Genomic DNA, 21,854 nt, shown 5'->3' with positions numbered 1-21,854 from the left:
GAATTGAAAATTATAAAATTTGACCAAAACAAAATAGTATCGCTAGCAAAAATGTTGTTAAAGCCACTTTTTTCAATTCAGGGTCAAGTAATACTGAACTTTCTGTTTTATAAACCTTTCTAAGATGCAAAATCAAAGGAATGAAAGCTATAAAAAACAATGCGTTAACACTAACGGTGCTAGTTAAAACATAATGTAAAGTGAGACTGATCATAGCCCCAACGATAAGTATATAATGATAGCTTTTGGCTTTTACAAGACCTAATTTTACTACTAGCGTATTTTTACCTGCTTTCTTATCACCCGAATAATCTCGCATATTGTTTAAATTAAGTACTGCTGTGCTTAACAAGCCTATGGCAATTGCAGGAAAAATTAGATAAAAGTGTATGCTTTTGGTAAACAAAAAGAACGTACCAATGACGCTCACTAATCCAAAAAAGATAAAAACAAAAACATCTCCAAAACCTCTATATCCATAAGCGGAATTTCCTACAGTGTACTTTATAGCCGCTGCTATTGCAAACAATCCCAGGAAAAAGAAAAACACAGAATACCCAAAATTATCTTTTCCAAAAGCAGTATAAATAAGTAGTATTGCTACAACAAGCGTTGCAATAGAAGTAAAAATGACACCTCTTTTCATCTCATGATCAGATAAGATTCCACTCTGCACGGCACGCATGGGTCCCACCCTGTCTTCATTATCCGTTCCTTTTATTCCATCTCCATAATCATTCGCAAAATTTGATAGAATCTGTAATCCTAAGGTGGTTGCAATAGCTAACCAAAAAATTTCACTGGTATAAAATGAAAAATATGTGATTTCACTATATAAAGATGTTTCTCCAATTGCTCTCAAATATCGTTCGTTATACAGGGAGGCTCCTACCAAAATTCCTGAAACAGACAATGGTAAGGTGCGTAATCTTGCTGCAGAGATCCAAGCTTTTAATTTAATCATCCTATAAATTTGAGGTCAAAGTAACAGTATTTTTTTTAAAAATAAAGATTTTACATCCAACAACCTTAGCTGCTAAATAATTGTTTCGACAAGTCCGTTTTTTATACATAGCCAGAAATAGTTCCAGAATGATTTTGTTTTATCCCGGGTCACTTCAATATCTCTCTCATTAACAATTCCTTTATCTTCTTTACGATCAATTATTAGATTGGAAATAAAAGTCAACACTGATTTTTTACGTCTCCCATCCTCTTTTAAAATCTGTATATCAAATGCATCGAATTTCATTGCAGTATTCCCTTGAGCTGTATGTTTATTACCACTAAAATTAAAATACAATGCATCTAAGCTTCCTTCTGCTTCTATATTTAAAGCAGGTTTGATAAATGCATTCATAGACGATGCATCTACATTTTTGATATTTCCTCTTATACTAAAGGGATCCTCAGTTTTTTCTACATCAAAACTCCAATCAATTTCAATAGGCGCCTGATTCATAAATCTGCTGGTTATTCTCACAGCTATTTCCGAATTAACTGAAGGTTGTACTGTATTGATTGGACTCACCGCCATACTGAGGTCATTAAAAGAAAGCTTTCCGGGATGATCTGCGTTTTCTAAATGCTCTATATATTCAATTTTGCCAGATTGAAGTTCAATCGAATCAATAGCAATACCCATATTCATAGTTCGTAAAAGCTCACTGTACATTGGTTTTATAGATGGATCATCAGGTAAACGTTTGTCTCTATAGACGTCTAAGTTGAATTGATCTAACTTTATAAAATTACTAGTAAAAATAAGTCGATCGTCTACTTCATCTAGTTCAGGGGATTCGATTTGCACTTGCCTACCATCGAGCCTCATGTGATCACGTTCCTGTGTCAAGGTATCGCTAAAAGCACTTCTCGAGAGTAACGGAGTAATGGATAGTGAATCTGCTAACCACCTATTTTGACTCATAGTAAAGCTGCGAAGCTCAAAGGAATGATACGGATCCAGTACTGTTCTCACGTTTACTATCTTTCCTTTATACGTTCCATAGCTAAAAGGTATTTTACGTGACGCTATCTCATTGTTTGAATTGATTTTAGTAAATCGCAAGGTTTGAATTAAAAAACTGGTTTTAGATGATTTTTGAAGTGAATCTATACCGACGTGTACCCTTGCGTTTCTTATGTTAATTTCCTCTATATTTAAATCAAATGATTTTGGCTTACCTATCCCTGCTTCAACTGATTTTTTATCCTTGTTACGATAATAGATATTCGCGTTAGTAAGAGTCACTTCCTCAATGACAATTTCCTCATATTTCCATAATTTCCAAAAACTAAGCCCCAGTATTTCGAACTTCTCACCAGTTCCCGATGCTCCATTGTCACTGTCAAATTCTACACTCTTTAACGAAATGTTACCTAGTACGGGTTCCACATGAACAGAAGAATAAGAAATTTGGATTTCATCATTCTTCAGTTCGGCTAAGGCATCTTTTATTTTATGCTCTAACCATACACCTACTAAAAAATATAGAATAAATAATAACGCTGTACTATAAATAATTATAATTAGTGATTTTCTATGTTTTATTTTCATACAGATGGACGGCTACTAGCGTTTGGCTGTCCAATATAATGCAAACCGCTTGAATTAAATGCAGCATTTAGAAGAGTATAACATTATATCACATAAAAGCATTGCAAAGGATTATAAAGTTTTTTACTTTCGGCATCAATTAGATTAAAAGCAAGAATTAATGAAAAATACCGCCTTAACAGAAATTCATAAAGCACTTGGTGCCAAAATCGTTCCTTTTGCAGGATATAACATGCCCGTTTCTTATGAAGGTGTAACGGTAGAACATGAAACCGTACGAAAAAGTGTTGGTGTGTTTGATGTATCACATATGGGTGAATTTTTGATCACCGGACCAAATGCTTTAGAGCTTATACAGAAAGTAACTAGTAATGATGCTTCAAAATTGGTGAATGGTAAAGCACAATATAGCTGTTTTCCAAACGACAAAGGAGGTATTGTGGATGATTTAATTGTCTATAAACTAGAGGATGAAAAATACCTACTGGTTGTTAATGCTTCTAATATTGAAAAGGATTGGAACTGGATCAGTAAGCACAATACAATGAACGCAGTTATGCGTGACATATCTGATGACTACTCATTACTAGCCATCCAAGGACCTAAAGCTGCTGAAGCAATGCAAAGCTTAACTTCGGTTGATCTCTCTGCTATGAAATTCTATACGTTCGAAGTTGCTCCATTTGCAGACATCCCAAATGTTATTATTTCGGCAACGGGATATACTGGTAGTGGTGGATTCGAAATTTACTGTAAAAACGCTGAAGTTGAGCAAGTTTGGAATAAAGTAATGGAAGCCGGTAAAGCTTTTGGAATTAAACCTATAGGATTGGCTGCACGTGACACCTTACGATTAGAAATGGGGTACTGTTTATACGGAAACGATATCAATGACACTACCTCTCCTATCGAAGCAGGTTTGGGTTGGATCACAAAATTTAGCAAAGACTTCATTAATGCCGAAGCGATTGCAAAAGAAAAAGAAGCTGGGCCTTCCAAAAAACTGGTTGGTTTTACTTTAGATGAAAAAGGAATACCGCGTCACGATTATGATATCGTGAATGAGTCTGGCGAAAAAATCGGTGTAGTAACTTCAGGAACCATGTCTCCGTCAATCGGAGTAGGAATTGGCTTGGGGTATGTTCCGGTAGCTTATGCTAAACCAGATAGTAAGGTTTTTATACAGATTCGCAAGAAAGCTATACCTGCCACGGTAACAAAATTACCATTTTATAAAGGTTAAATTTATAGGATATCTTTACAATATTGTTAAGTTTCAGCGTTGTCATATAAACAATTCTGAAACTTAATTATTTTAAAACTAGAGCGTATTTGAAGAAGATTTTAATCATTGGCGGTAGTGGATTTATAGGAAATGCGCTTTATAAGGAGCTCAACTCCTATTTTGATACGTATGCTACTTATCGAACGGACAACCCGGCATTCGAAAAAAATCAAAAATTTTTTCAGTATGATATGGAGTTGGAGGATATTTCTATTCTGTTGGATAATCTTAGACCGACATATATCATTTCTGCGATTCGTGGTAATTTTAATGCGCAATTAGATGCACATCAGCGCATTATTCAATGGATTAAAACTCATCAAAGTAAATTGATTTTTATTTCTAGCGCTAACGTTTTTGATGCCTTTAGTAATTATCCGTCGTATGAATACGATAAGACATTGAGTGATAGTGTCTACGGACGCTTTAAAATCAAAATTGAAAACGCGTTGATGCGATTGCCTACCCATAAATATGTAATCGCCCGTGTACCTATGGTATTTGGATCCAACGCTCCAAGAATACAAGAGATCAAGACTTTGCATGAGCTACACGCTCCTATAGAAATTTTTCCAAATGTTATTCTTAATGCTACTTCAATATCAAAACTCACACAACAAATTCATTATATAATCAATAGAAGTAAAAAAGGAATTTTTCATTTAGGAAGTACTGATTTGTACTATCACTTTGACTTGATTAAAGAAATTTGCGACACATTAGAATTACAGGATCCAATTTTTAAGCAAGTATACGATTCTAACAATGATCGTTATTTAGCTGTATTACCTAAGGACAATAAGTTACCAAAAAATTTACAGATTACTACGCAGGAAGTTATTACTTCTGTGGTAATTCAATAACGTTAAGAATTATCTAAATTTCTACCCGTGGAGTAATAGAGCAGCTTAATTTTATAACTTTAAAGAAAAAAGTTATGAAACAGCCCGATTTTTCTGAATTGAAAGCTTTGTTTATTAATTGTACGCTCAAAAAATCACCAAGGCAAAGTCATACACAGGGACTTATTGAAGTTTCTAAAAAAATATTTGAAAAAGAAGGGGTTGATGTCGAAGTCATTCGGGCAGTTGATTATGATATTCCCTATGGCGTTTTACCGGATATGACCGAAGAAGATGCCGAATATGATGCTTGGCCAGCCTTGTTTGAAAAAGTAATGAATGCAGATATTCTAATTTTGGGAACACCAATTTGGTTAGGAGAACGTTCTTCTGTATGTACAAAGATTATTGAACGTCTGTATGGTATGAGCGGAAAACAAAACGATAAAGGTCAGTATATATTCTACGGGAAGGTTGGCGGTTGTATTATTACCGGTAACGAAGATGGCGTAAAACACTGTGCAATGAGTATGTTGTATTCTCTTCAACATATAGGTTATAGTATTCCTCCGCAAGCTGATTGTGGTTGGATTGGAGAGGTAGGTCCTGGTCCAAGTTATCTGGACGAAGAATCCGGAGCTAAAGACAATGAATTTACGAATCGAAATACTACCTTTATGACCTATAACTTACTTCATCTGGCTAATATGATGAAAACAAATAATGGGTACCCTAGCTATGGGAATTCAAGAGCACAATGGGATGATGGAACCCGATGGAATTTTGAAAATCCTGAATATCGATAAAATTTAAATACTAGGCTATGAGCGTGAATATACCTGAAGGAACCAAATTAATTTTATTTGACGGTGTTTGCAATCTTTGCAATAGCGCTATCAATTTTATTATCTCTCATGATAAAAAGAAAATATTTCGCTATGCATCTTTACAAAGTTCGATTGGACAACAATTTCTTAACGATAGAAATCTGGATGCTAAAGCCTTAGATTCCATTATCCTTATTGAGCCTAATGTTGCCTACCATCATAAATCTACCGCAGCATTAGAAATTGCTAAACATCTTAACGGTTTATATCCAGCGCTCTCCATCTTCTTAATACTTCCAAAAACATTTAGAGATTGGATCTACGATATAGTTGCCAAAAACCGTTATAAATGGTTCGGAAAAAAAGATAATTGTCAAATCCCTACACCCGAATTAAAAAGCCTATTTATGGATCAATAGATACCGTGTCAGCCACTCTTCATTTGGGATTGGACTCGTGGTCGCTTACTCCTGTAGTGCTCTGTTGTTTAATCTTAGATAATTTTTGCTGTAATTCCGTAGACTCTTTGTCCAATTTATTAATATTCTCTAGGTGTACTATACTTAAGCAGATGACTGCAAAAGACAGTAAAGCAATGGGTAGAAATAATCGTTTCATCTGTAATGAGATTGAGTTATAATTTGTGATATTCAAATGTAAACCCAATTATAAAACTGTGTAAGGGGAAAAACACCCTTTTGATGAAAGATTATTCTTAGTAGCTATACAATAAAACAAAGTGTTTAAAACGTATGTTAAACACTACTCACTTGTATTTCTTTTAACCTGGTCCGGGCTAGGATAGTTATCATCCCAATCCTTGACCTTAGGATCTCCCAGTTTATCCACACTTTTTGCAACCATCATAGAAACGGCAGCGTCTCCTGTTACGTTCACCGTGGTTCTACACATATCCAAAGGTCGATCTACTGCAAAAATAAGCGCCAAACCTGCTTCTGGAATTCCGGCTTGCGCTAATACGATCACAAGCATCACCATACCTGCTCCGGGTACAGCCGCTGATCCAATAGATGCTAACGTAGCCGTAGCAATAATTCCCAGCTGAGCTCCTAAACTCAAATCCATACCAAAAGCCTGGGCAATAAATACTGCTGCAACTGCCTGATATAAACTTGTTCCATCCATATTAATGGTAGCACCGATAGGTAATACAAAACTTGTGACCTCCTTCTCTACTCCTAAATGCTCCTCTACACGTTCCATAGTTACAGGTAATGTAGCTGCGCTGGAGCTTGTAGAAAATGCTAAGAGCTGTGCTGGAGATATCCCGTTGATAAAAAACAAAGGAGACCTTTTAGTAAATATCCAAACAATTAAAATATATACACCAATCATTAATAGAAGTCCTAGTACAACGCAAAAAGCGTACATCGCCAAGGCTGCAAATAAGTCAGTACTTGGAGACTCCACAATGAGCGCGGCAAGTAGTGCAAAAACACCGTAGGGAGCAACTAACATGATTAAATCAATTAGTTTCAGGATAACTTCGTTAAAGCCATCAAAGAATGCCTTAACGGGTTTTGATTGTTCTTCCGGAATCAGAATTAAACCAATACCAAAGAAAATTGCGAAGAATATAACTTGTAACATATTACGATTATCTCCTGCTGCACTAAAAATATTGCTAGGCACCAGATCCTCTAATGCTTGTAATGGTCCTGCATCTTTCTGTCTTTGAGCATCTGCAATTTTGCTGTTGGCATCGCCTTTATAACTCTCTATAAGCTCGGTTCTGGTTTCTTCAGTAATAGCACTTCCTGGTTTGATTATATTAACCACTAACAATCCAATACTAACAGCTATAACCGTTGTTACAATATAAGTACCTATGGTTCTTCCTCCCATTTTTGAGAGTTTTGAAATATCTTTTAAATCAGATACACCTTTGATCAAAGATGCTAGAATCAACGGAACTGCAATCAGTTTAAGAGCATTAATAAAAATAGTTCCAAAGGGTTTGATCCAATCCCCAATAAAATCAGCACCCCAGCTAAATTTAGAGAGTATGATGGCAAAAACAACTCCTGTTACCATTCCTATTAATATTTGCCAATGCAGTGCCAGTTTTTTCATAGTATGAGGTTCCTTAATTTTTGATGTTGCCGAAGATATAAATTTATAGTTTAAAAAGATAATATTCCCTTAATAACTAATTTACACTTGAATCTAACCGTTATTTTGATGATTCATAATCTTTTCAAAGTACAAATACAATTCTCCTTTAGTTATCGATGCACCTTGTTGTATGATATTGAATTTATCCAGATTCTTATCTTCGTTGTATGGCTTATTTGCATTAAAAAACACAACACGATCATCCAAAAGATTTTCTCGTAACCAGTCATACCCCCCTTGCGTAGTGATATCAATGGTGTCGTCTTCCACTTTGATAGCAATTAGTTTCATCTCGTCTTCCAAAAGCCTGAAAAGATGAATTTGATCTTTTGAAAAGTGTTCTAAAAACTCAGCTTTCGCCAATACTCCTTCCCAAACTAAATCACTAAAAATATCGATTTCTTCTTCAGCAACTGCCGGGCTATTTTGTTTAATAGTATCCCACTCCTCTGCAGTGATAGATTGTGTCGCCAGAAAGTTTATAAACTCCGGATGTAACTCTTCTAACTGCTCCTTTGTTAATCTCGTATACTTCATGATACTGTATTTAAAATTCTTAGTTAAAAAATCCGTCCCCAAGAAGATGGGAACGGATTTTAATCTCTATGTAATTAGATTTTTTTAGAAAATATATCTCAATCCTACTTGTGCTTGCCATCTGGATTGCAATGAAGCGTCATATCCAAATGTCTCTGTCAAATTAGGATCAAAAGTATAGGTTGGTTGATTATTATCATCAACCGTTACTCCTAAAATTTGAACGTTATTAGGTTGTTGCACTAATCCCCAATCAGAATTGATCATGTTCCCGATATTCAGTACATCGACACTAAATTGAATCGTATTAGTACGCTCTCCTACATTAATATTGAAATCTTGTAAAAACTTAAAGTCAATCTTGTTTCTCCATGGAGCTAAAGCTGCATATCGTTCAGCATATTGACCTCGATTGTTGCTTAAATACTCATCTTGTCTGATGTATTGCTCAAAAGCGGCTGCTTGCCCAGGATTACTAAAGTTCATTTGCTGAACTTCAGCTGCAGTAGGAATGTACATTAGGTCATTCACTGATGATCCGTCATTATTAATATCTCCTCCATAGGTATAGTTAAAACGTCCCCCTTCAGCAAATTCAGCAAATCCAGAAATGGTTGTTGCATATTTACCATCACCATACGTCCATTTCTTAGAAGCTACTGCAATAATACGATGACGATCTCCGTACTTAGAATTTCCTAAAACATCATTATTTACATTTCCGTTAGCCGGGTTAAATGCAAAAGCATCTCCGGTAATTTCTGCCTCTATCGAATTTACATCTTTAGAATCCAAATAACTATAGGCGACACTTGCGTATAAGTTATTTTTGAAATTCTTAGCTGCTTTAAAAGAAGCATTGATGACTCTACCTTTACTAGAGTTTGTTAAGACAAAAGCACTATTAGCTCCTTTATCATTAGCGCCATAAATTGCTCTATTATCAACACCCTGTAAAGTTTGTGTAGGAGCTCTCAATCCCCAGTTTTGAACGTGTGCCGCGTTGATGTCTTCTGTATAAGAGAAATCACCAGTTAAGATCACTCCATTTTTGAGTTTATAATCTGTCCCAAAACTAGATCTCCATACTTGAGGGAATTGAAATTCTGGATCCACAATCTGGAAAAATCCATCATCAGCTCCACTCACTTGATTTCCAACCCAAACAAATGGCAAACGTCCGGTAAAGATTCCTGTACCCCCTCGTAGTTGTAAAGTTTTATCACCTAGAACATCAAAGTTAAATCCTAAACGCGGAGATAATAATAAACGATCCGTTGGTAAGGTAGTTGAACTTAAATTTACTTCGCTATTCGTCTGCGGATTGAAATAGGTAATACTCTCATCACGACTGGCACCATTATCTGTATCTATATATTTTTGTATTAAATCAGAGGTGTCAAAGTATAATGGCTTATCAACACGTAATCCATAACTCAATTTGAAATCTTCGGTTACATTCCATTCTTCCTGTAAATATACCGCTAACTGGCCTACGTTTAGTTCTGCCAACTTCCAACCACCATCATTCCCATCTCCAGCTGCATTAAAAGCTGCATTTTGGTTTTGAGCATACTGTATGTTCTCTGCTAAACCTCCGGCTGGATTAGTAGCATCGGTCAAAAATTCATTAACACTACCATAAGGTCTGAAAAGTCCGTAATAATTGGACCCTCCAAAATTCTCATAAGCCGTTAAATTAAAAGAATTTTTAAATCTAAACATTTCAAAAGAAGCTCCTGCAGTAATCGTATGGTCTCCCACAAAAATGGTTAAGTTATTAGTGGCCTGAATAACTTTTTGATCTAGTTTGTTATTAATTGAAAAAGGTTCATGACCCGCAATTATGTAATTAGATCCACTTCCATCTTGTATAGTGATTACAGGTGCCGGGCTTGATAAAGGATTTCTAAAGTCATCAAAATGTGTATATCCCGCCTGAAACTTGTTAGAAACTTTATTAGAGAATGTAGAATTCACTTCTAATTGAAAAGAATTGATACGATTATTAATTTCATAACCAGAATTCTCAAACTGTAAAGTTGCTGCATTAGGTCCTCTAAAACCTAAAGCCGTTGGATGCGCAGGTTTCTCTTTTGAAGCCGTTAAGAAATTATAAATTAACGCAGCTCTGTGCTTATCATTAATGTTCCAATCTAGCTTAAAAATACCTTTTGTTGATTCAGATTCGTACGTAAAACCTTGGTATGCTCCAGGATTGTATCCTAAAGATTGTAACGCATCGCTTACCGCGATTAAATCTGACTCCAATACTCTAGATTCATTGACAGCGCCACTGTTAGTGTTTGGAACCCATGCAGAACCTAGATCTGTTCTTTGATCTCTTTCTGCGTTTGCAAAAAAGAATAATTTATTTTTTATAATCGGCCCACCAATACTAAATCCATATTGAATTTGCTCTAAGTCTGCTTTAAAAACCTCATTACCTTTTACCTCACCTCCGGTTAGATCTTCATTTCTAAAAAAACCATAGGCAGTTCCTTTAAATTCATTAGTTCCACTTTTGGTAACAGCATTTACAGATGCTCCGGTAAAGCCAGACAACGTAACGTCATACGGTGCTGTAGATACCTGAATTTGCTCAATTGCATCCAGGGATATCGGTTGAGAATCAGTTTGCCCTCCGGGTGTTGCAGCATCTAAACCGAATGGATTGTTAAAAACCGCACCATCAAGGCTAAAGTTGTTATACTGATCATTACGCCCTCCAAAAGAATTTCCACTCGCCGTAGGCTCTAATCTAGTAAAATCTGCAGCAGATCTTGAAATTGTCGGCAATGTAGTAAGCTCTCTTCGGCCAACACTAGTCTCTGCTCCTGTACGTTCACTACTAAAAGTAGCACTCTTATTAGAAGTAATTACTACTTCTTCTAACTGGTTATCATCTTCTACAAGATACACATCAAAATTTGATGTTTCACCTAGTTGCAGATACACATCTGTAATGGTTTGTTTTTTGAAACCTAAATAGCTAATAGTGATTTTATAAGGTCCGCCAACACGCATGTTGATAAGATTGAACCTTCCATCAAAGTTAGTTACTCCCCCATAATTAGTTCCTGTAGGTGTATGGAGTGCGGTGATGTTAGCGCCCGGTAACAGCTGTTTAGCATTGTCGTATACCACACCAGAAATATTGGAAGTAGTCACCTGTGCAGAAACTGCGGTAACCAATCCAAATAATAAAGCAAATAAAAGAATCCCCTTCTTCATGTTAAAATAAATAAATTAATTAATAGCTTATTAATAAAACACAAAAAATCGCTCTAACGAGCGATTTTTTGATATGTGATTGAATTTTTCAAGTAGAATTATGCTTGAGGAATTATTTCAAACGCTACCGATGTTATCACAGCTCTATGCAATCGCACAGCAGCTTCATATTGACCAAGTCTCTTTATAGTTCCACCTGGTATCGTGATAAACTTCTTTTCGATGTCAATTCCTTCTTTAGCGAAAGCTTCAGCTACATCTGCATTAGAGATCGATCCAAATAATTTGTCTCCACCACCAACTTTTGCAGTTAACTTAATTTCAAGGTTTCCTAATTTCTTAGCAATCTTTTCTGCTTCTTCAACTTCTTTCTTTTCTTTGAAAGCACGTTGCTTTAAGGTTTCAGACAATACCTTCTTAGTAGATGGAGTTGCCAAAACTGCTAATCCTTGAGGAATTAAATAGTTACGACCATAACCATTTTTCACTTCTACTACATCGTCAACGAATCCTAGATTCTCAACGTCTTTCTTTAATATAAGTTCCATAATGTTATGACGAATTTTATTTTAATAAATCTCCAACATAAGGCATTAAAGCCAAATGACGAGCTCTTTTTACTGCTACACTTACTTTACGCTGGTATTTTAAAGAAGTACCAGTTAATCTACGAGGTAAAAGTTTACCTTGTTCATTTACAAAAGCCATTAAAAAGTCTGGATCTTTATAATCGATATATTTAATACCAGATTTTTTGAAACGACAGTATTTTTTAGCTTTTGTTGTATCTATATTAAGAGGAGTAAGATATCTAATTTCTCCGTCCTTCTTTCCTTTAGCTTGTTGTTCTATAGATGCCATACGAATTACGCTTTTTGTTTGTTTCTATTTCTTCTTTTTTCAGCCCAAGCAATTGCATGCTTGTCTAGACGTACAGTCAAATAACGCATTACACGTTCATCTCTTCTGTATTCTACTTCTAGAGTATTGATAGCTTCTCCTGGTACGGTGTATTCAAATAAGTGATAAAACCCACTTTTTTTGTGTTGAATAGCGTAAGCAAGCTTTTTAAGCCCCCAGTCCTCTTTTGATATCATCTTGGCGCCGTTAGAAATAAGAATATCTTCGTACTTCTTAACTGTTTCCTTTATCTGTTCATCAGATAAAACGGGATTCAAGATGAAAACAGTTTCATAATGATTCATAAAAATGTATTTTAATTAATTTGCTGCAAAAGTAAGACTATTTTTAATATATTCAAATAATAAATGCACTTCGATGAAACACTCTTTTTTATCGGTTAAATGCGAAAATTGTTTGTCCAAATAAGATATATTCCTTAATATTGTAAAGTAATTAACTCAAACAAGTGGAACAAACCCAATTAAAATGCGCCGTTGTAGACGATTCGCGCCTTCAGAGACTGGCTATCGTTAAGCTGATAGATGAGCACCCTTCATTAGAATTGGTGGCAGAGTGGAACAATGCAATTGAAACTAAAAATGGCCTGCTGGATACAACGGTAGACCTTTTATTCCTTGATATTGAGATGCCTATTCTTACCGGATTTGATTTGCTTGATGATTTAGAGAATAAACCTCACATTATATTTGTTACCGGAAAAACAAAATACGCTTTTAAAGCTTTTGATTATGATGCAGTGGATTATTTACGTAAACCTTTAAAAAAGGATCGTTTTAATGCTGCTGTGGATAAAGCCCTGAGCATGACACGTCTCAATGCTGAACAAGCTGTTGTTGAAGATGACGATTATATTTTTGTAAAAAGTAATTTAAAGAAACGTAAAATTTATTTGAGTCAATTGAAGTATGTGGAAGCTCTCGGTGATTACGTTAAGTTAATTATGGAAGATGGTGATCCAATAGTTGTGCTTGCAACTATGAAATCATTTGAGGCAGAGTTGCCAAGTGAACGTTTCTTAAGAATTCATAAGTCTTATATTGTTAATCTTGATAAAGTAGAGCGCTACAACTCTAGGAATATAGAGATTGCAGATGAAAAAATACCATTGAGCAGACACAAAAAGCACTCGCTTATAGAGGCCTTGAACGGTTAATTTCAGTTTAATTTATTTTTTTTTATTAACCGCGTGGGAATTAGTAGTTTCCTTTTAGTATAGTTACATATATGGTATCTAATAGGTATCCACATTTATAATTATCCGTACTCCCGAGAATTCTTTAATGCTTTGAAAAGTTGCCAGTATCTTAGTGATAAGTTGCTTGGTCTTTTGTAGTGATTGACCTTGCGGAATTTTAATTAGTACATGTTTATGGTATTGATTTCTGATTCTCGCTATAGGTGGAAATTCCGGTCCCAAGACATTTTCCTTAAATACTGAAGTCAACGATGTGCCTAACCAGCGCATACTGTCATTTACGCGATTATAATCTTTATGTCTTGCTGTAATTTTAATTAATCGATAAAAAGGAGGGTATTTATACTGTCGACGTTCCTCAATTTGATCATGATACATGCTTACATAATCATTCACTGTAACCTGTTGCAATATTTGATGATAGGGATTGTACGTCTGAATTAGAACTTTACCTCTCTTCTTTGTTCTCCCCGCCCTACCCGATACTTGCTGAATCAATTGAAAACTTCTTTCGTGTGCTCTAAAATCTGGAAAATTCAGTAAGTTATCTGCATTCATGACCCCTACCAAGTGTACGTTTCTAAAATCTAAGCCTTTAGACAACATCTGAGTACCAACCAAAACATCTATTTCTTCTTGTTCAAAACTGGTAATAATTTTTTCATATCCATGCTTACCACGTGTAGTATCCTGATCCATTCTGGCAATAGTATGATCGGGTAATAATTGTTGCAACTCTTTCTCAATTTGCTCAGTACCGAAACCTTTAGTAGAAAGTTCTGAGCTGCCACATGCCAAGCATTGAAGCAGCATTGCCATATGATATCCGCAATAATGACAACGTAACTGATCTTTATGACTATGAAAAGTTAAACTTACATCACAATTTGGACATTGCGGTGAGTGTCCGCAAGTAGTACATTCAACAACCGGTGAATACCCTCTGCGATTCTGAAATAAAATAACCTGACCGCCTTCACTCAACGTATGTTCTATCACTTTAATAAGGGTGTCACTAAAGTGACCTGTCATTTGTTTTTTCTTGTATTTTGTTTTTATGTCAACCAAATTCATTTCTGGCATCATCACCTCACCATATCGGCGATCCATCACTACAAGACCATATTTTTTTTGCAATGCATTGTAATAAGTCTCTACAGATGGCGTTGCTGAACCTAAGAGAATTTTAGCCTTAAACATATTTGCTATAACTACTGCTGTATCTCTGGCATGATAGCGTGGTGCGGGATCAAATTGCTTAAAACTTGTTTCATGCTCCTCATCAACTATTACCAATCCCAAATCCTGAAATGGTAAAAAAATGGATGAACGCGCACCTATGATGATCTTAGCTTTTTCAGAATTTTTCTTGACATTATTCCAAACTTCAATACGTTCATGAACATTAAATTTAGAATGATACACACTAAGAGAAGTACCAAAATACTGTTGTAATCTGGTTATTAATTGTGTTGTCAATGCTATTTCCGGCAGTAGATAGAGCGTTTGTTTGCCTCTTTCTAATTGCTCTTTAATCAGTTTTACATATACCTCGGTTTTACCGGATGAAGTTACACCATGAAGCAAGCACACGGCTTTACTTTCAAATTCCTTTTTAACTTCATCAAAGGCTTGAACTTGTGCACTACTCAAGGTTTTGATCGAAACATCTTCGCCACCATCATAAACAATACGATCCTCTCTACGCTCGAAAATTTCTATAATATCTTTCTCTGCTAAACTTTTAATTGTAGTCGTTGTCGTAGCAGCTTTATCTTTTAAGTCATTTAATTTGATAGGTTTTTTTGAGGAAGCCTCCAGAGAAAATAAATTTAAGACTACTTCCCGTTGCTTTGGGGCTCTGGACAATTCACTCAATAATATTTTGAGTGCTTCGTCCTCACTATACTTTTGATGTAGCCGCACAAACTTTACAAGCTTGGGTTTGTATTGTTCGTATAATTCTTCTTTAATTAACACCACACCTTTTTCAATTAAGGTTTTAATCAAAGGGAGCACTGTTTTTTTGCCGACAATAGTTATAATTTCATCTATCTTGAGTAAACTTTGGTACTGAAGTGCTTCAAAAATCAGAAACTCCTCATCAGTTAATGTTTGCTCATCGCCTGAAAAATGTTCGTTTTTTACTACCAGTGTTTCACTTTCCAACAAAAATGCACTTGGCAGTGCTGCTCTCATGACTTCACCCTGCGTACACATGTAATAGTCAGCAATCCATCTCCATAAGTTCAATTGTTTTTCTGTCACAATAGGAGTCTCATCCAGGATATGCTCAATCTCCTTGGCCTCGTACACAAGAGGCGCTGTATGATGAAGATTTACTACCAAGGCTGCATATACCTTACTTTTGCCAAACTGAACAGCAACTCGCATCCCTAATTCTAAAAAACCATGCTCTCTTTCTGATACTTGGTAGGTAAAAGTATTGGACACGGGTACAGGAAGAATTACATCAATGAAATATAACATATAGTACGCAAAAGAAAATTAATCAGGTATTACGAGGTAAAGGTATGCAGCTTATAGAGAAGTTGAAACTTTAAACTAAAAAGATAGTACGTATTTCATAGTTTTTTCCATTGCTGCGTTCTATAAAAAAAGGCGATATAACCTCTAACATTTAGAATATCCGGATTATCGTCATCTATCCAAAGCTTACAACGATAGGTTTTTCCATTTTCTGGATCTGTAATAGTTCCATCCTCATAACTACTTCCGTCAGGTTCCATATTCTTAATAATCTCCAACCCTTCGATCGGTTTATTATAGTCACTACCGCTACAGTAAATACACGTTTTAGAACGATCAGACTCCTTCAAAACGCGAATAATTTTTCCGAATACCTTATTCCCTTTCTTATATATTTCAACAATTGACCTTTCTTTTCCTGTTTGATCATCTATCGTTTTCCATTTTCCAATAATTGCAGATTGTGCGTTGGCAAAAGTTACAGTTAAAAAAAAGATGAAACATATTCTATAGAGCATTGTGTGAAAGTGTTTATTAATACAAGGTAAAAGATAGTGAAATATCAAAATAAAAAAAACGATCTAAAAAAAATTTAGACCGTTTTTTTATATGATAATGAATTGAAGAGCTATTGCAATCCAAGCATTCCATCCTTAATTCCTTGACTGGCAGGTTCATCACCTAACCAAATTTTAAAGAGCGCATATTTAAAGTCTCTTCCTTCAACAACACCTAATTCTTTTCCATTCTTGTAGGCCTTAACTCCAACATCTTTGATATATACAATATCAAAAATATCATTCTTTACAATAGGTTCATTAAAGAAGTTGATAAACTTATTGATTCTTTCTTCAAGCGGCTTAATATTACCGAAGGTAGCTTTTTCAAAGCCATCCTGCACAGCCTTTATCATTTTTGACTGTGTTACGAAACCTGAAACAATATTCAATTTGATCGACATGGTTTCATCAAGATCTAAAATTGCTTTAGGGTCTTTATTTTTGTTTTGTAAGTAGAGTCCTCCTGCATAGAGATCTATCCATAACATTTCACGCATACCAGCCCCATTCAATTTTAAGGTGACATCTCCTCGCGTTTCTTCATAAGGCAAGATAGCCTTTCCGATTCTAATTTGTGCAGTAGCACTTGATAATGAAACCAATGCCACGATTAAAAGAGTAATTTTTCTCATACTGTATTTAAGTTTATCGGGGGTATTAAAATAAATTTTTACCTTGCAAATATATAAGATTTATACATTCAATTACGTATAAACCGTAATAAATTTATGCATTTTAACGTTAAAATATGTATTTCAACCTTAAAATGATCCCAAAAGCTCAGCTTTTAGTCCTTTGTCAGCAGGTTTATGTCCTATCCAAATATTAAATAATGCCTTTTTAAAATCCAAACCTTCAACATATCCTTTTTCTTGTCCGTTTTTATATATGACGCTACCTTTTCCCTTTTCATACACCAAATCATAGGTTTGTCCCACTTCAATCTCATCAGAAACAAAACCTACAAATTTATTGATTCTTTTATCTAGAGCCTTCGTATTATCATTAGTAGCTTTTTTGAATCCTTCCCTTAATGCATCTTCCATTTTACTTCTAGACATCATACCTGACAAAATGTATAATTTAATTGCCATGGTTTCGTCTGCGCTTGCGATGGTGCCGGCAGACTTCCCCTTTTGTTTTACATACAGTGCGCCTGCATAAATATCGAAAAAGAATTTTTCTCGAAGCCCTGCTCCATTAATAACTAATTCTTCATTATTAAAAGTAACTTTTTCTGGCAAAGAAGCGTCACCTACTTTAATTTGAGCATTCGCAAAAGAAATCGATAAGAAAAGTGTCAAAAGGGTTGCAATTTTTTTCATGTGTTAGATGTGTTTGTGTTTGTGTTAGAAATTCTTACGTAATTTAGTCAATGAAGCGTTAAGCTCAAAACCCAACAGTAAAATATTTGAATTAAGCCAAATATAAATCATCAATATTAACATAGCTCCAATAGAACCATATAATTGATTATAATTTGAAAAATTATCAATATAGACTCCGAATAAATACGTAGTTATAATAATTAAGATTGTAGTTAAAAATGCTCCAGGAGAGAAAAATCGATTCATTTTACCCTCCGTAGTTCCAAAATAAAACAAAGTAGCGGTTATCAAAAAAATCATAATAACCAACAATCCATATTTACCTATAGTTAACCACAATAAAGTATCACTAACCATTCCCAACCGACTTAAATTATCTACCAAATACGTGAGATACAAAGTACCTACTACAGTAATTAACAACAACAATGCCACTATTAGAGAGACTCCTAATGCTACTAAATATTGCCGTATAAAACTACGATTGAGCGTGACATGGTAGGAGTATTCAAAACCTGAGAATACTGCATTAATCCCATTGGTCATCAAAAAAAGTGATAAAATAAAAACCGTTGATAGTAAGCCTCCTCTTGGATTGGAGGCAATATCATCAAAAATTCCTTTAAAAAAAATTGCTGATTGTCTGGGCAATGCACCACTTATAAATTCGAAAAGGTTTTCCTGAAAATTTTCAATCTGAAGATAGGGAATCAAATTTAGAAGAAAAAGTAAGAAGGGAAACAAGGATAAAAAGAAACTCCAAGAAATCGCGCTCGCCCGAGCAGAGAAAGTGCCTTTAAGGATCCCAAGAAAATAAATTTCAAACAGATCGTATAGTGATAACCCTTCAAAGCCTGGTAGAATAATTTTTTTACCGGTTCTAACCAAAAAATTAATTCCTGGAATCTTTTCTAATTTATCTTCAATAGTTTTTGACATGCTTATGACTATACAGCTTTCAAACTAAGATCTAAATTATATACCGAATGTGTTAGCGCTCCGCTACTGATATAATCCACTCCGCACTCGGCGTACTTACGAATTGTTTCCTCATTGATACCACCACTGGATTCTGTGAGACATTTGTCTCCTATTAATTCAACTGCTTTTTTAGTGTCTTCGTAATTAAAATTGTCAATAAGAATTCGATATACCCCACCTGCTTTTAAAATTGCATTTATTTCTTCTAAATCTCGTGCTTCTACGATTATTTTTAAATCTAAATTGTTATTCTTCAAATACATCTTCGTAAGCTCAATAGCTTCATCAATTCCTCCCGCAAAATCAATATGATTGTCCTTAAGCATAATCATGTCATACAATGCAAACCTATGATTTACACCCCCACCAATTTTAACCGCCCATTTTTCCAAAGCTCTAATTCCAGGCGTGGTTTTACGAGTATCAAGAACTTTTGTACCTGTTCCTTCCAATAAACTGACGAAATGATTGGTTTTTGTTGCAATAGCACTCATGCGCTGCATCGCATTCAACACTAAGCGTTCTGCTTTGAGAATAGATTGAGAACTTCCGTGAACATAAAAAGCAATATCACCATACTTAATCTGATCTCCATCGTTTAGCAGAACTTCTATCTCTAAGGTTGGATCCACGTAGGCAAAAACCTGTTTCGCAAATTCCACTCCCGCCAAGATACCTTCATCCTTGACCAATAACTTGGCTTTTCCTTTTGCTGTATCAGGTATGCATGCCAGCGAACTGTGATCTCCCTCCCCTACATCTTCTCTAATTGCATTACTGATGATTAATTCTATTTCTTTCTCAAATTGCGCTTTGCTAATCATATTGAATAGTTATTTTTGCTAAAGTAAAAAAAGATAAGAACAGTAGCTTCGCTCCGGTAGTTGTTTTTCTGAATATTTTATCTTCGTATCACCTAATTTATTAGCGCATCGTTTAAACAATTATATGCATATTAAAATCTTAGCCATCGGCAAAACAGATGATAAAGCTTTAACTCAATTAATTGCTGATTATGTAAAACGCTTGAGTTTTTATGTCAAATTTTCTTTAGAAATTATTCCGGATCTAAAAAAGGCAAAAAACTTAAGTGAAACACAACAGAAGGATAAAGAAGGCTCCTTGATTCTGGACAAGATAACAACTGCCGATACCTTAATTTTGTTAGATGAAGGAGGAAAACAATATAGTTCTGTAGCTTTCTCAGAATACCTGCAAAAGCACATGAATAGCGGAATAAAGCAATTAGTATTTGTAATTGGCGGTCCTTATGGTTTTAGTGATGCGTTGTATGCCCGTGCCAATGGAAAATTATCCTTGTCCAAAATGACTTTTTCTCATCAAATGATTCGATTATTTTTTATCGAACAGATATATCGTGCCTTTACAATTTTAAAGAACGAACCGTATCATCACCGTTAATATACGAACCCACCAAGTCTAATTTATATGCTAATTTTATGAATCACTACCTCAAACTTATCAAAATTGAATCCTTGCTTCTCATATTACTTGTGCAAATTGCAATCAAATTTGGGTTATTTCGACCTTTTGATGTTGCGATCACACTCAATGGATATGGTTTTATACTTTTACTAATTGCAACCCTGTCGATTGCTGCCGGTGGCAATGCGCTAAACTTTCAAAACAGCAACAGTAGTACTCGCGTATTCTCTGAACGCTTTATCAATCGTTTTTTTGTTGCGCTAAATATACTCGGAGTCGGACTTGGCTTCTATTTATCAAATATTATTGGTAGACCCGGTTTTGCAGCATTATTTATCATTGCCTCGGGCCTTTATTATAGTTACAGTATTTATCTAAAAAATATCGTGGTAGTCAACATTCTGGTAATAGGCCTCTTAAGCATGCTTCCTATTCTGATTGTTGGAATTTTTGATTTGATTCCCGTTTTGAACGCAAACAATCAGGCTTCTCAAAAAGTAATCTTCTCAATTCTTTTGGATTATGCATTCTTTGGTTTTATGGTGGTGGTTATCCGAAAAATGTTAGTAGCCTGTACCACAATGGATACCGATCATCGTCAAGGAAAACAAACAGTTGCCCTTGTTTTAGGCAAAGATCGTACGCTTCAGCTTGTTGGTGCGCTTACAATACTACCTGTTGCCGGGGTCATTTATTACTTATATAGCTATCTATTTTCTAATAGCTTAGCTGTGTTTTTAGTATTGATTGGTATCGTAGCTCCGCTGCTCTATGTAGCTATCAAATCATGGATCGTTACCTCTAACAAATCAATAAAACAGTTGACAGGCGTATTACAAATCATCCTTTTTATAGCGGCCGGATCTTTATTTTTATACCAATATATTCTTCTTTAATATGATACAATCATTTCTGAATAATCACACAGTCATTCTCGCTTCAGGTTCGCCCAGAAGACATCATTTTTTTAAGGAACTTGGAATTGATTTTAAGATAGATGTACGAGAGGTTGAAGAAATATATCCTGAGCATCTCAAACGTGAAGCAATATCCAACTATTTAGCCGAATTAAAAGCTGAAGCATTTAATGAACTTGACCCACAAGAAATCCTTATTACCAGTGATACTATTGTGTGGCATAATGAGGAGGCTTTGGGTAAGCCAAAAACATTGGACGAAGCCAAAACAATGTTACGATCTATGTCGAATCAAACACACGAAGTAATTACCTCTGTATGTTTTAAAACTGCGACTAAAACAATCGTAAAACATCATACTACTCAGGTTACCTTCAAAACACTTACGGATCAAGAGATTGAGTACTATGTAGAGACCCACAAGCCCTTGGATAAAGCCGGAGCGTACGGAATACAGGAATGGATCGGATATATTGGTATTACTTCTATAACCGGTAGTTTCTTTACCGTCATGGGCTTACCTACACATATTGTGTATGAAACGTTAATTGAACTTGCCAAATCCTGAGATTATTGTAATTTGAGATTCATTAAA

Annotated in this window: 23 protein-coding genes; 8 read left to right on the top strand and 15 right to left on the bottom strand. The window is 35.2% G+C overall.

The genetic code is table 11. The features are described 5' to 3' along the window. Window positions 1-10: 10 nt before the first annotated feature. The gene (gene menA / locus ACJRPK_RS05635; RefSeq protein WP_407138890.1) at window positions 11-964 is read right to left on the bottom strand and encodes a 1,4-dihydroxy-2-naphthoate octaprenyltransferase; all 954 of its coding nucleotides are present in this window, start codon (window positions 962-964) and stop codon (window positions 11-13) included. 72 nt (window positions 965-1,036) lie between these two features. Then, a complete protein-coding gene (locus tag ACJRPK_RS05630; protein ID WP_407138889.1) occupies window positions 1,037-2,557 on the bottom strand; it encodes a hypothetical protein in 1,521 nt (506 codons plus the stop codon). Between the two features lie 160 nt (window positions 2,558-2,717). On the opposite strand from ACJRPK_RS05630, the gene gcvT reads away from it, so the two are divergent. The 4 genes from gcvT to ACJRPK_RS05610 all read left to right on the top strand — a co-directional run bounded on the left by gcvT (window position 2,718) and on the right by ACJRPK_RS05610 (window position 5,930). Further along, on the top strand, window positions 2,718-3,800 hold the full coding sequence (gcvT, locus tag ACJRPK_RS05625; protein WP_407138888.1) for a glycine cleavage system aminomethyltransferase GcvT: 1,083 nt from the start codon (window positions 2,718-2,720) through the stop codon (window positions 3,798-3,800). An 89-nt stretch (window positions 3,801-3,889) separates the two neighbouring features. Further along, on the top strand, window positions 3,890-4,705 hold the full coding sequence (locus ACJRPK_RS05620) for a sugar nucleotide-binding protein (protein ID WP_407138887.1): 816 nt from the start codon (window positions 3,890-3,892) through the stop codon (window positions 4,703-4,705). Window positions 4,706-4,779: 74 nt separating this feature from the next. Further along, window positions 4,780-5,490, top strand: a complete 711-nt coding sequence (locus ACJRPK_RS05615) for a flavodoxin family protein (RefSeq protein ID WP_407138886.1) — start codon at window positions 4,780-4,782, stop codon at window positions 5,488-5,490. A gap of 17 nt (window positions 5,491-5,507) precedes the next feature. Further along, the gene (locus tag ACJRPK_RS05610) at window positions 5,508-5,930 is read left to right on the top strand and encodes a thiol-disulfide oxidoreductase DCC family protein (protein WP_407138885.1); all 423 of its coding nucleotides are present in this window, start codon (window positions 5,508-5,510) and stop codon (window positions 5,928-5,930) included. A gap of 19 nt (window positions 5,931-5,949) precedes the next feature. On the opposite strand, the gene ACJRPK_RS05605 is transcribed toward ACJRPK_RS05610, so the two are convergent. From ACJRPK_RS05605 to rpsF, 7 genes are all read right to left on the bottom strand, one after another. Further along, window positions 5,950-6,129 carry a hypothetical protein gene (locus ACJRPK_RS05605; protein ID WP_407138884.1) on the bottom strand — a complete coding sequence of 60 codons (180 nt, stop codon included), beginning with the start codon at window positions 6,127-6,129 and terminating at the stop codon, window positions 5,950-5,952. 144 nt (window positions 6,130-6,273) lie between these two features. Next, window positions 6,274-7,605: a dicarboxylate/amino acid:cation symporter gene (locus ACJRPK_RS05600; protein ID WP_407138882.1), complete on the bottom strand. Its 1,332-nt coding sequence runs from the start codon at window positions 7,603-7,605 to the stop codon at window positions 6,274-6,276. A 93-nt stretch (window positions 7,606-7,698) separates the two neighbouring features. Beyond that, window positions 7,699-8,184 carry a DUF6495 family protein gene (locus ACJRPK_RS05595; protein ID WP_407138881.1) on the bottom strand — a complete coding sequence of 162 codons (486 nt, stop codon included), beginning with the start codon at window positions 8,182-8,184 and terminating at the stop codon, window positions 7,699-7,701. An 84-nt stretch (window positions 8,185-8,268) separates the two neighbouring features. Further along, on the bottom strand, window positions 8,269-11,418 hold the full coding sequence (locus ACJRPK_RS05590; protein WP_407138879.1) for a carboxypeptidase regulatory-like domain-containing protein: 3,150 nt from the start codon (window positions 11,416-11,418) through the stop codon (window positions 8,269-8,271). Between the two features lie 98 nt (window positions 11,419-11,516). Further along, window positions 11,517-11,966: a 50S ribosomal protein L9 gene (gene rplI, locus ACJRPK_RS05585; protein ID WP_407138878.1), complete on the bottom strand. Its 450-nt coding sequence runs from the start codon at window positions 11,964-11,966 to the stop codon at window positions 11,517-11,519. Window positions 11,967-11,982: 16 nt separating this feature from the next. Next, window positions 11,983-12,279, bottom strand: a complete 297-nt coding sequence (gene rpsR, locus ACJRPK_RS05580) for a 30S ribosomal protein S18 (RefSeq protein ID WP_148783354.1) — start codon at window positions 12,277-12,279, stop codon at window positions 11,983-11,985. 5 nt (window positions 12,280-12,284) lie between these two features. Continuing rightward, entirely contained in the window at window positions 12,285-12,623 is a 339-nt protein-coding gene (gene rpsF / locus ACJRPK_RS05575) for a 30S ribosomal protein S6 (protein WP_148783355.1), read from the bottom strand. Between the two features lie 164 nt (window positions 12,624-12,787). Between rpsF and ACJRPK_RS05570 the strand changes: the two genes are divergently transcribed. Continuing rightward, window positions 12,788-13,495: a LytR/AlgR family response regulator transcription factor gene (locus ACJRPK_RS05570; RefSeq protein WP_407138877.1), complete on the top strand. Its 708-nt coding sequence runs from the start codon at window positions 12,788-12,790 to the stop codon at window positions 13,493-13,495. 78 nt (window positions 13,496-13,573) lie between these two features. Here the strand turns inward: ACJRPK_RS05570 and priA are convergent, their stop codons facing one another. The 6 genes from priA to nadC all read right to left on the bottom strand — a co-directional run bounded on the left by priA (window position 13,574) and on the right by nadC (window position 19,720). Further along, the gene (gene priA / locus ACJRPK_RS05565; protein WP_407138875.1) at window positions 13,574-16,027 is read right to left on the bottom strand and encodes a primosomal protein N'; all 2,454 of its coding nucleotides are present in this window, start codon (window positions 16,025-16,027) and stop codon (window positions 13,574-13,576) included. 95 nt (window positions 16,028-16,122) lie between these two features. Then, window positions 16,123-16,545, bottom strand: a complete 423-nt coding sequence (locus ACJRPK_RS05560) for a DUF2147 domain-containing protein (RefSeq protein WP_407138873.1) — start codon at window positions 16,543-16,545, stop codon at window positions 16,123-16,125. Window positions 16,546-16,655: 110 nt separating this feature from the next. Next, the gene (locus tag ACJRPK_RS05555; protein ID WP_407138872.1) at window positions 16,656-17,219 is read right to left on the bottom strand and encodes a chalcone isomerase family protein; all 564 of its coding nucleotides are present in this window, start codon (window positions 17,217-17,219) and stop codon (window positions 16,656-16,658) included. A gap of 129 nt (window positions 17,220-17,348) precedes the next feature. After that, window positions 17,349-17,912 (bottom strand): chalcone isomerase family protein, encoded by a 564-nt coding sequence (locus ACJRPK_RS05550; RefSeq protein ID WP_407138871.1) that lies wholly within the window; start codon window positions 17,910-17,912, stop codon window positions 17,349-17,351. A gap of 24 nt (window positions 17,913-17,936) precedes the next feature. After that, window positions 17,937-18,854 (bottom strand): YihY/virulence factor BrkB family protein, encoded by a 918-nt coding sequence (locus ACJRPK_RS05545; RefSeq protein WP_407138870.1) that lies wholly within the window; start codon window positions 18,852-18,854, stop codon window positions 17,937-17,939. Between the two features lie 8 nt (window positions 18,855-18,862). After that, window positions 18,863-19,720 carry a carboxylating nicotinate-nucleotide diphosphorylase gene (gene nadC, locus ACJRPK_RS05540; RefSeq protein ID WP_407138869.1) on the bottom strand — a complete coding sequence of 286 codons (858 nt, stop codon included), beginning with the start codon at window positions 19,718-19,720 and terminating at the stop codon, window positions 18,863-18,865. 124 nt (window positions 19,721-19,844) lie between these two features. On the opposite strand from nadC, the gene rlmH reads away from it, so the two are divergent. The 3 genes from rlmH to ACJRPK_RS05525 are packed head-to-tail and all read left to right on the top strand — an operon-like array spanning window position 19,845 to window position 21,827. Next, the gene (rlmH, locus tag ACJRPK_RS05535; RefSeq protein ID WP_407138868.1) at window positions 19,845-20,318 is read left to right on the top strand and encodes a 23S rRNA (pseudouridine(1915)-N(3))-methyltransferase RlmH; all 474 of its coding nucleotides are present in this window, start codon (window positions 19,845-19,847) and stop codon (window positions 20,316-20,318) included. A gap of 38 nt (window positions 20,319-20,356) precedes the next feature. Then, complete coding sequence (locus ACJRPK_RS05530) at window positions 20,357-21,238, top strand: UbiA family prenyltransferase (RefSeq protein ID WP_407138867.1); 882 nt, start codon at window positions 20,357-20,359, stop codon at window positions 21,236-21,238. A gap of 1 nt (window position 21,239) precedes the next feature. Continuing rightward, window positions 21,240-21,827, top strand: coding sequence for a Maf-like protein (locus tag ACJRPK_RS05525; protein WP_407138866.1), 588 nt, complete (start codon window positions 21,240-21,242; stop codon window positions 21,825-21,827). Window positions 21,828-21,854 lie beyond the last annotated feature (27 nt).

The organism is Aquimarina sp. 2-A2 (genome assembly GCF_045505135.1).
Classification (GTDB): Bacteria; Bacteroidota; Bacteroidia; order Flavobacteriales; family Flavobacteriaceae; genus Aquimarina; species Aquimarina intermedia.
The sequence above is the reverse complement of the archived record's forward strand: the minus strand, read 5'-3'. Positions and strand labels throughout refer to the sequence as shown.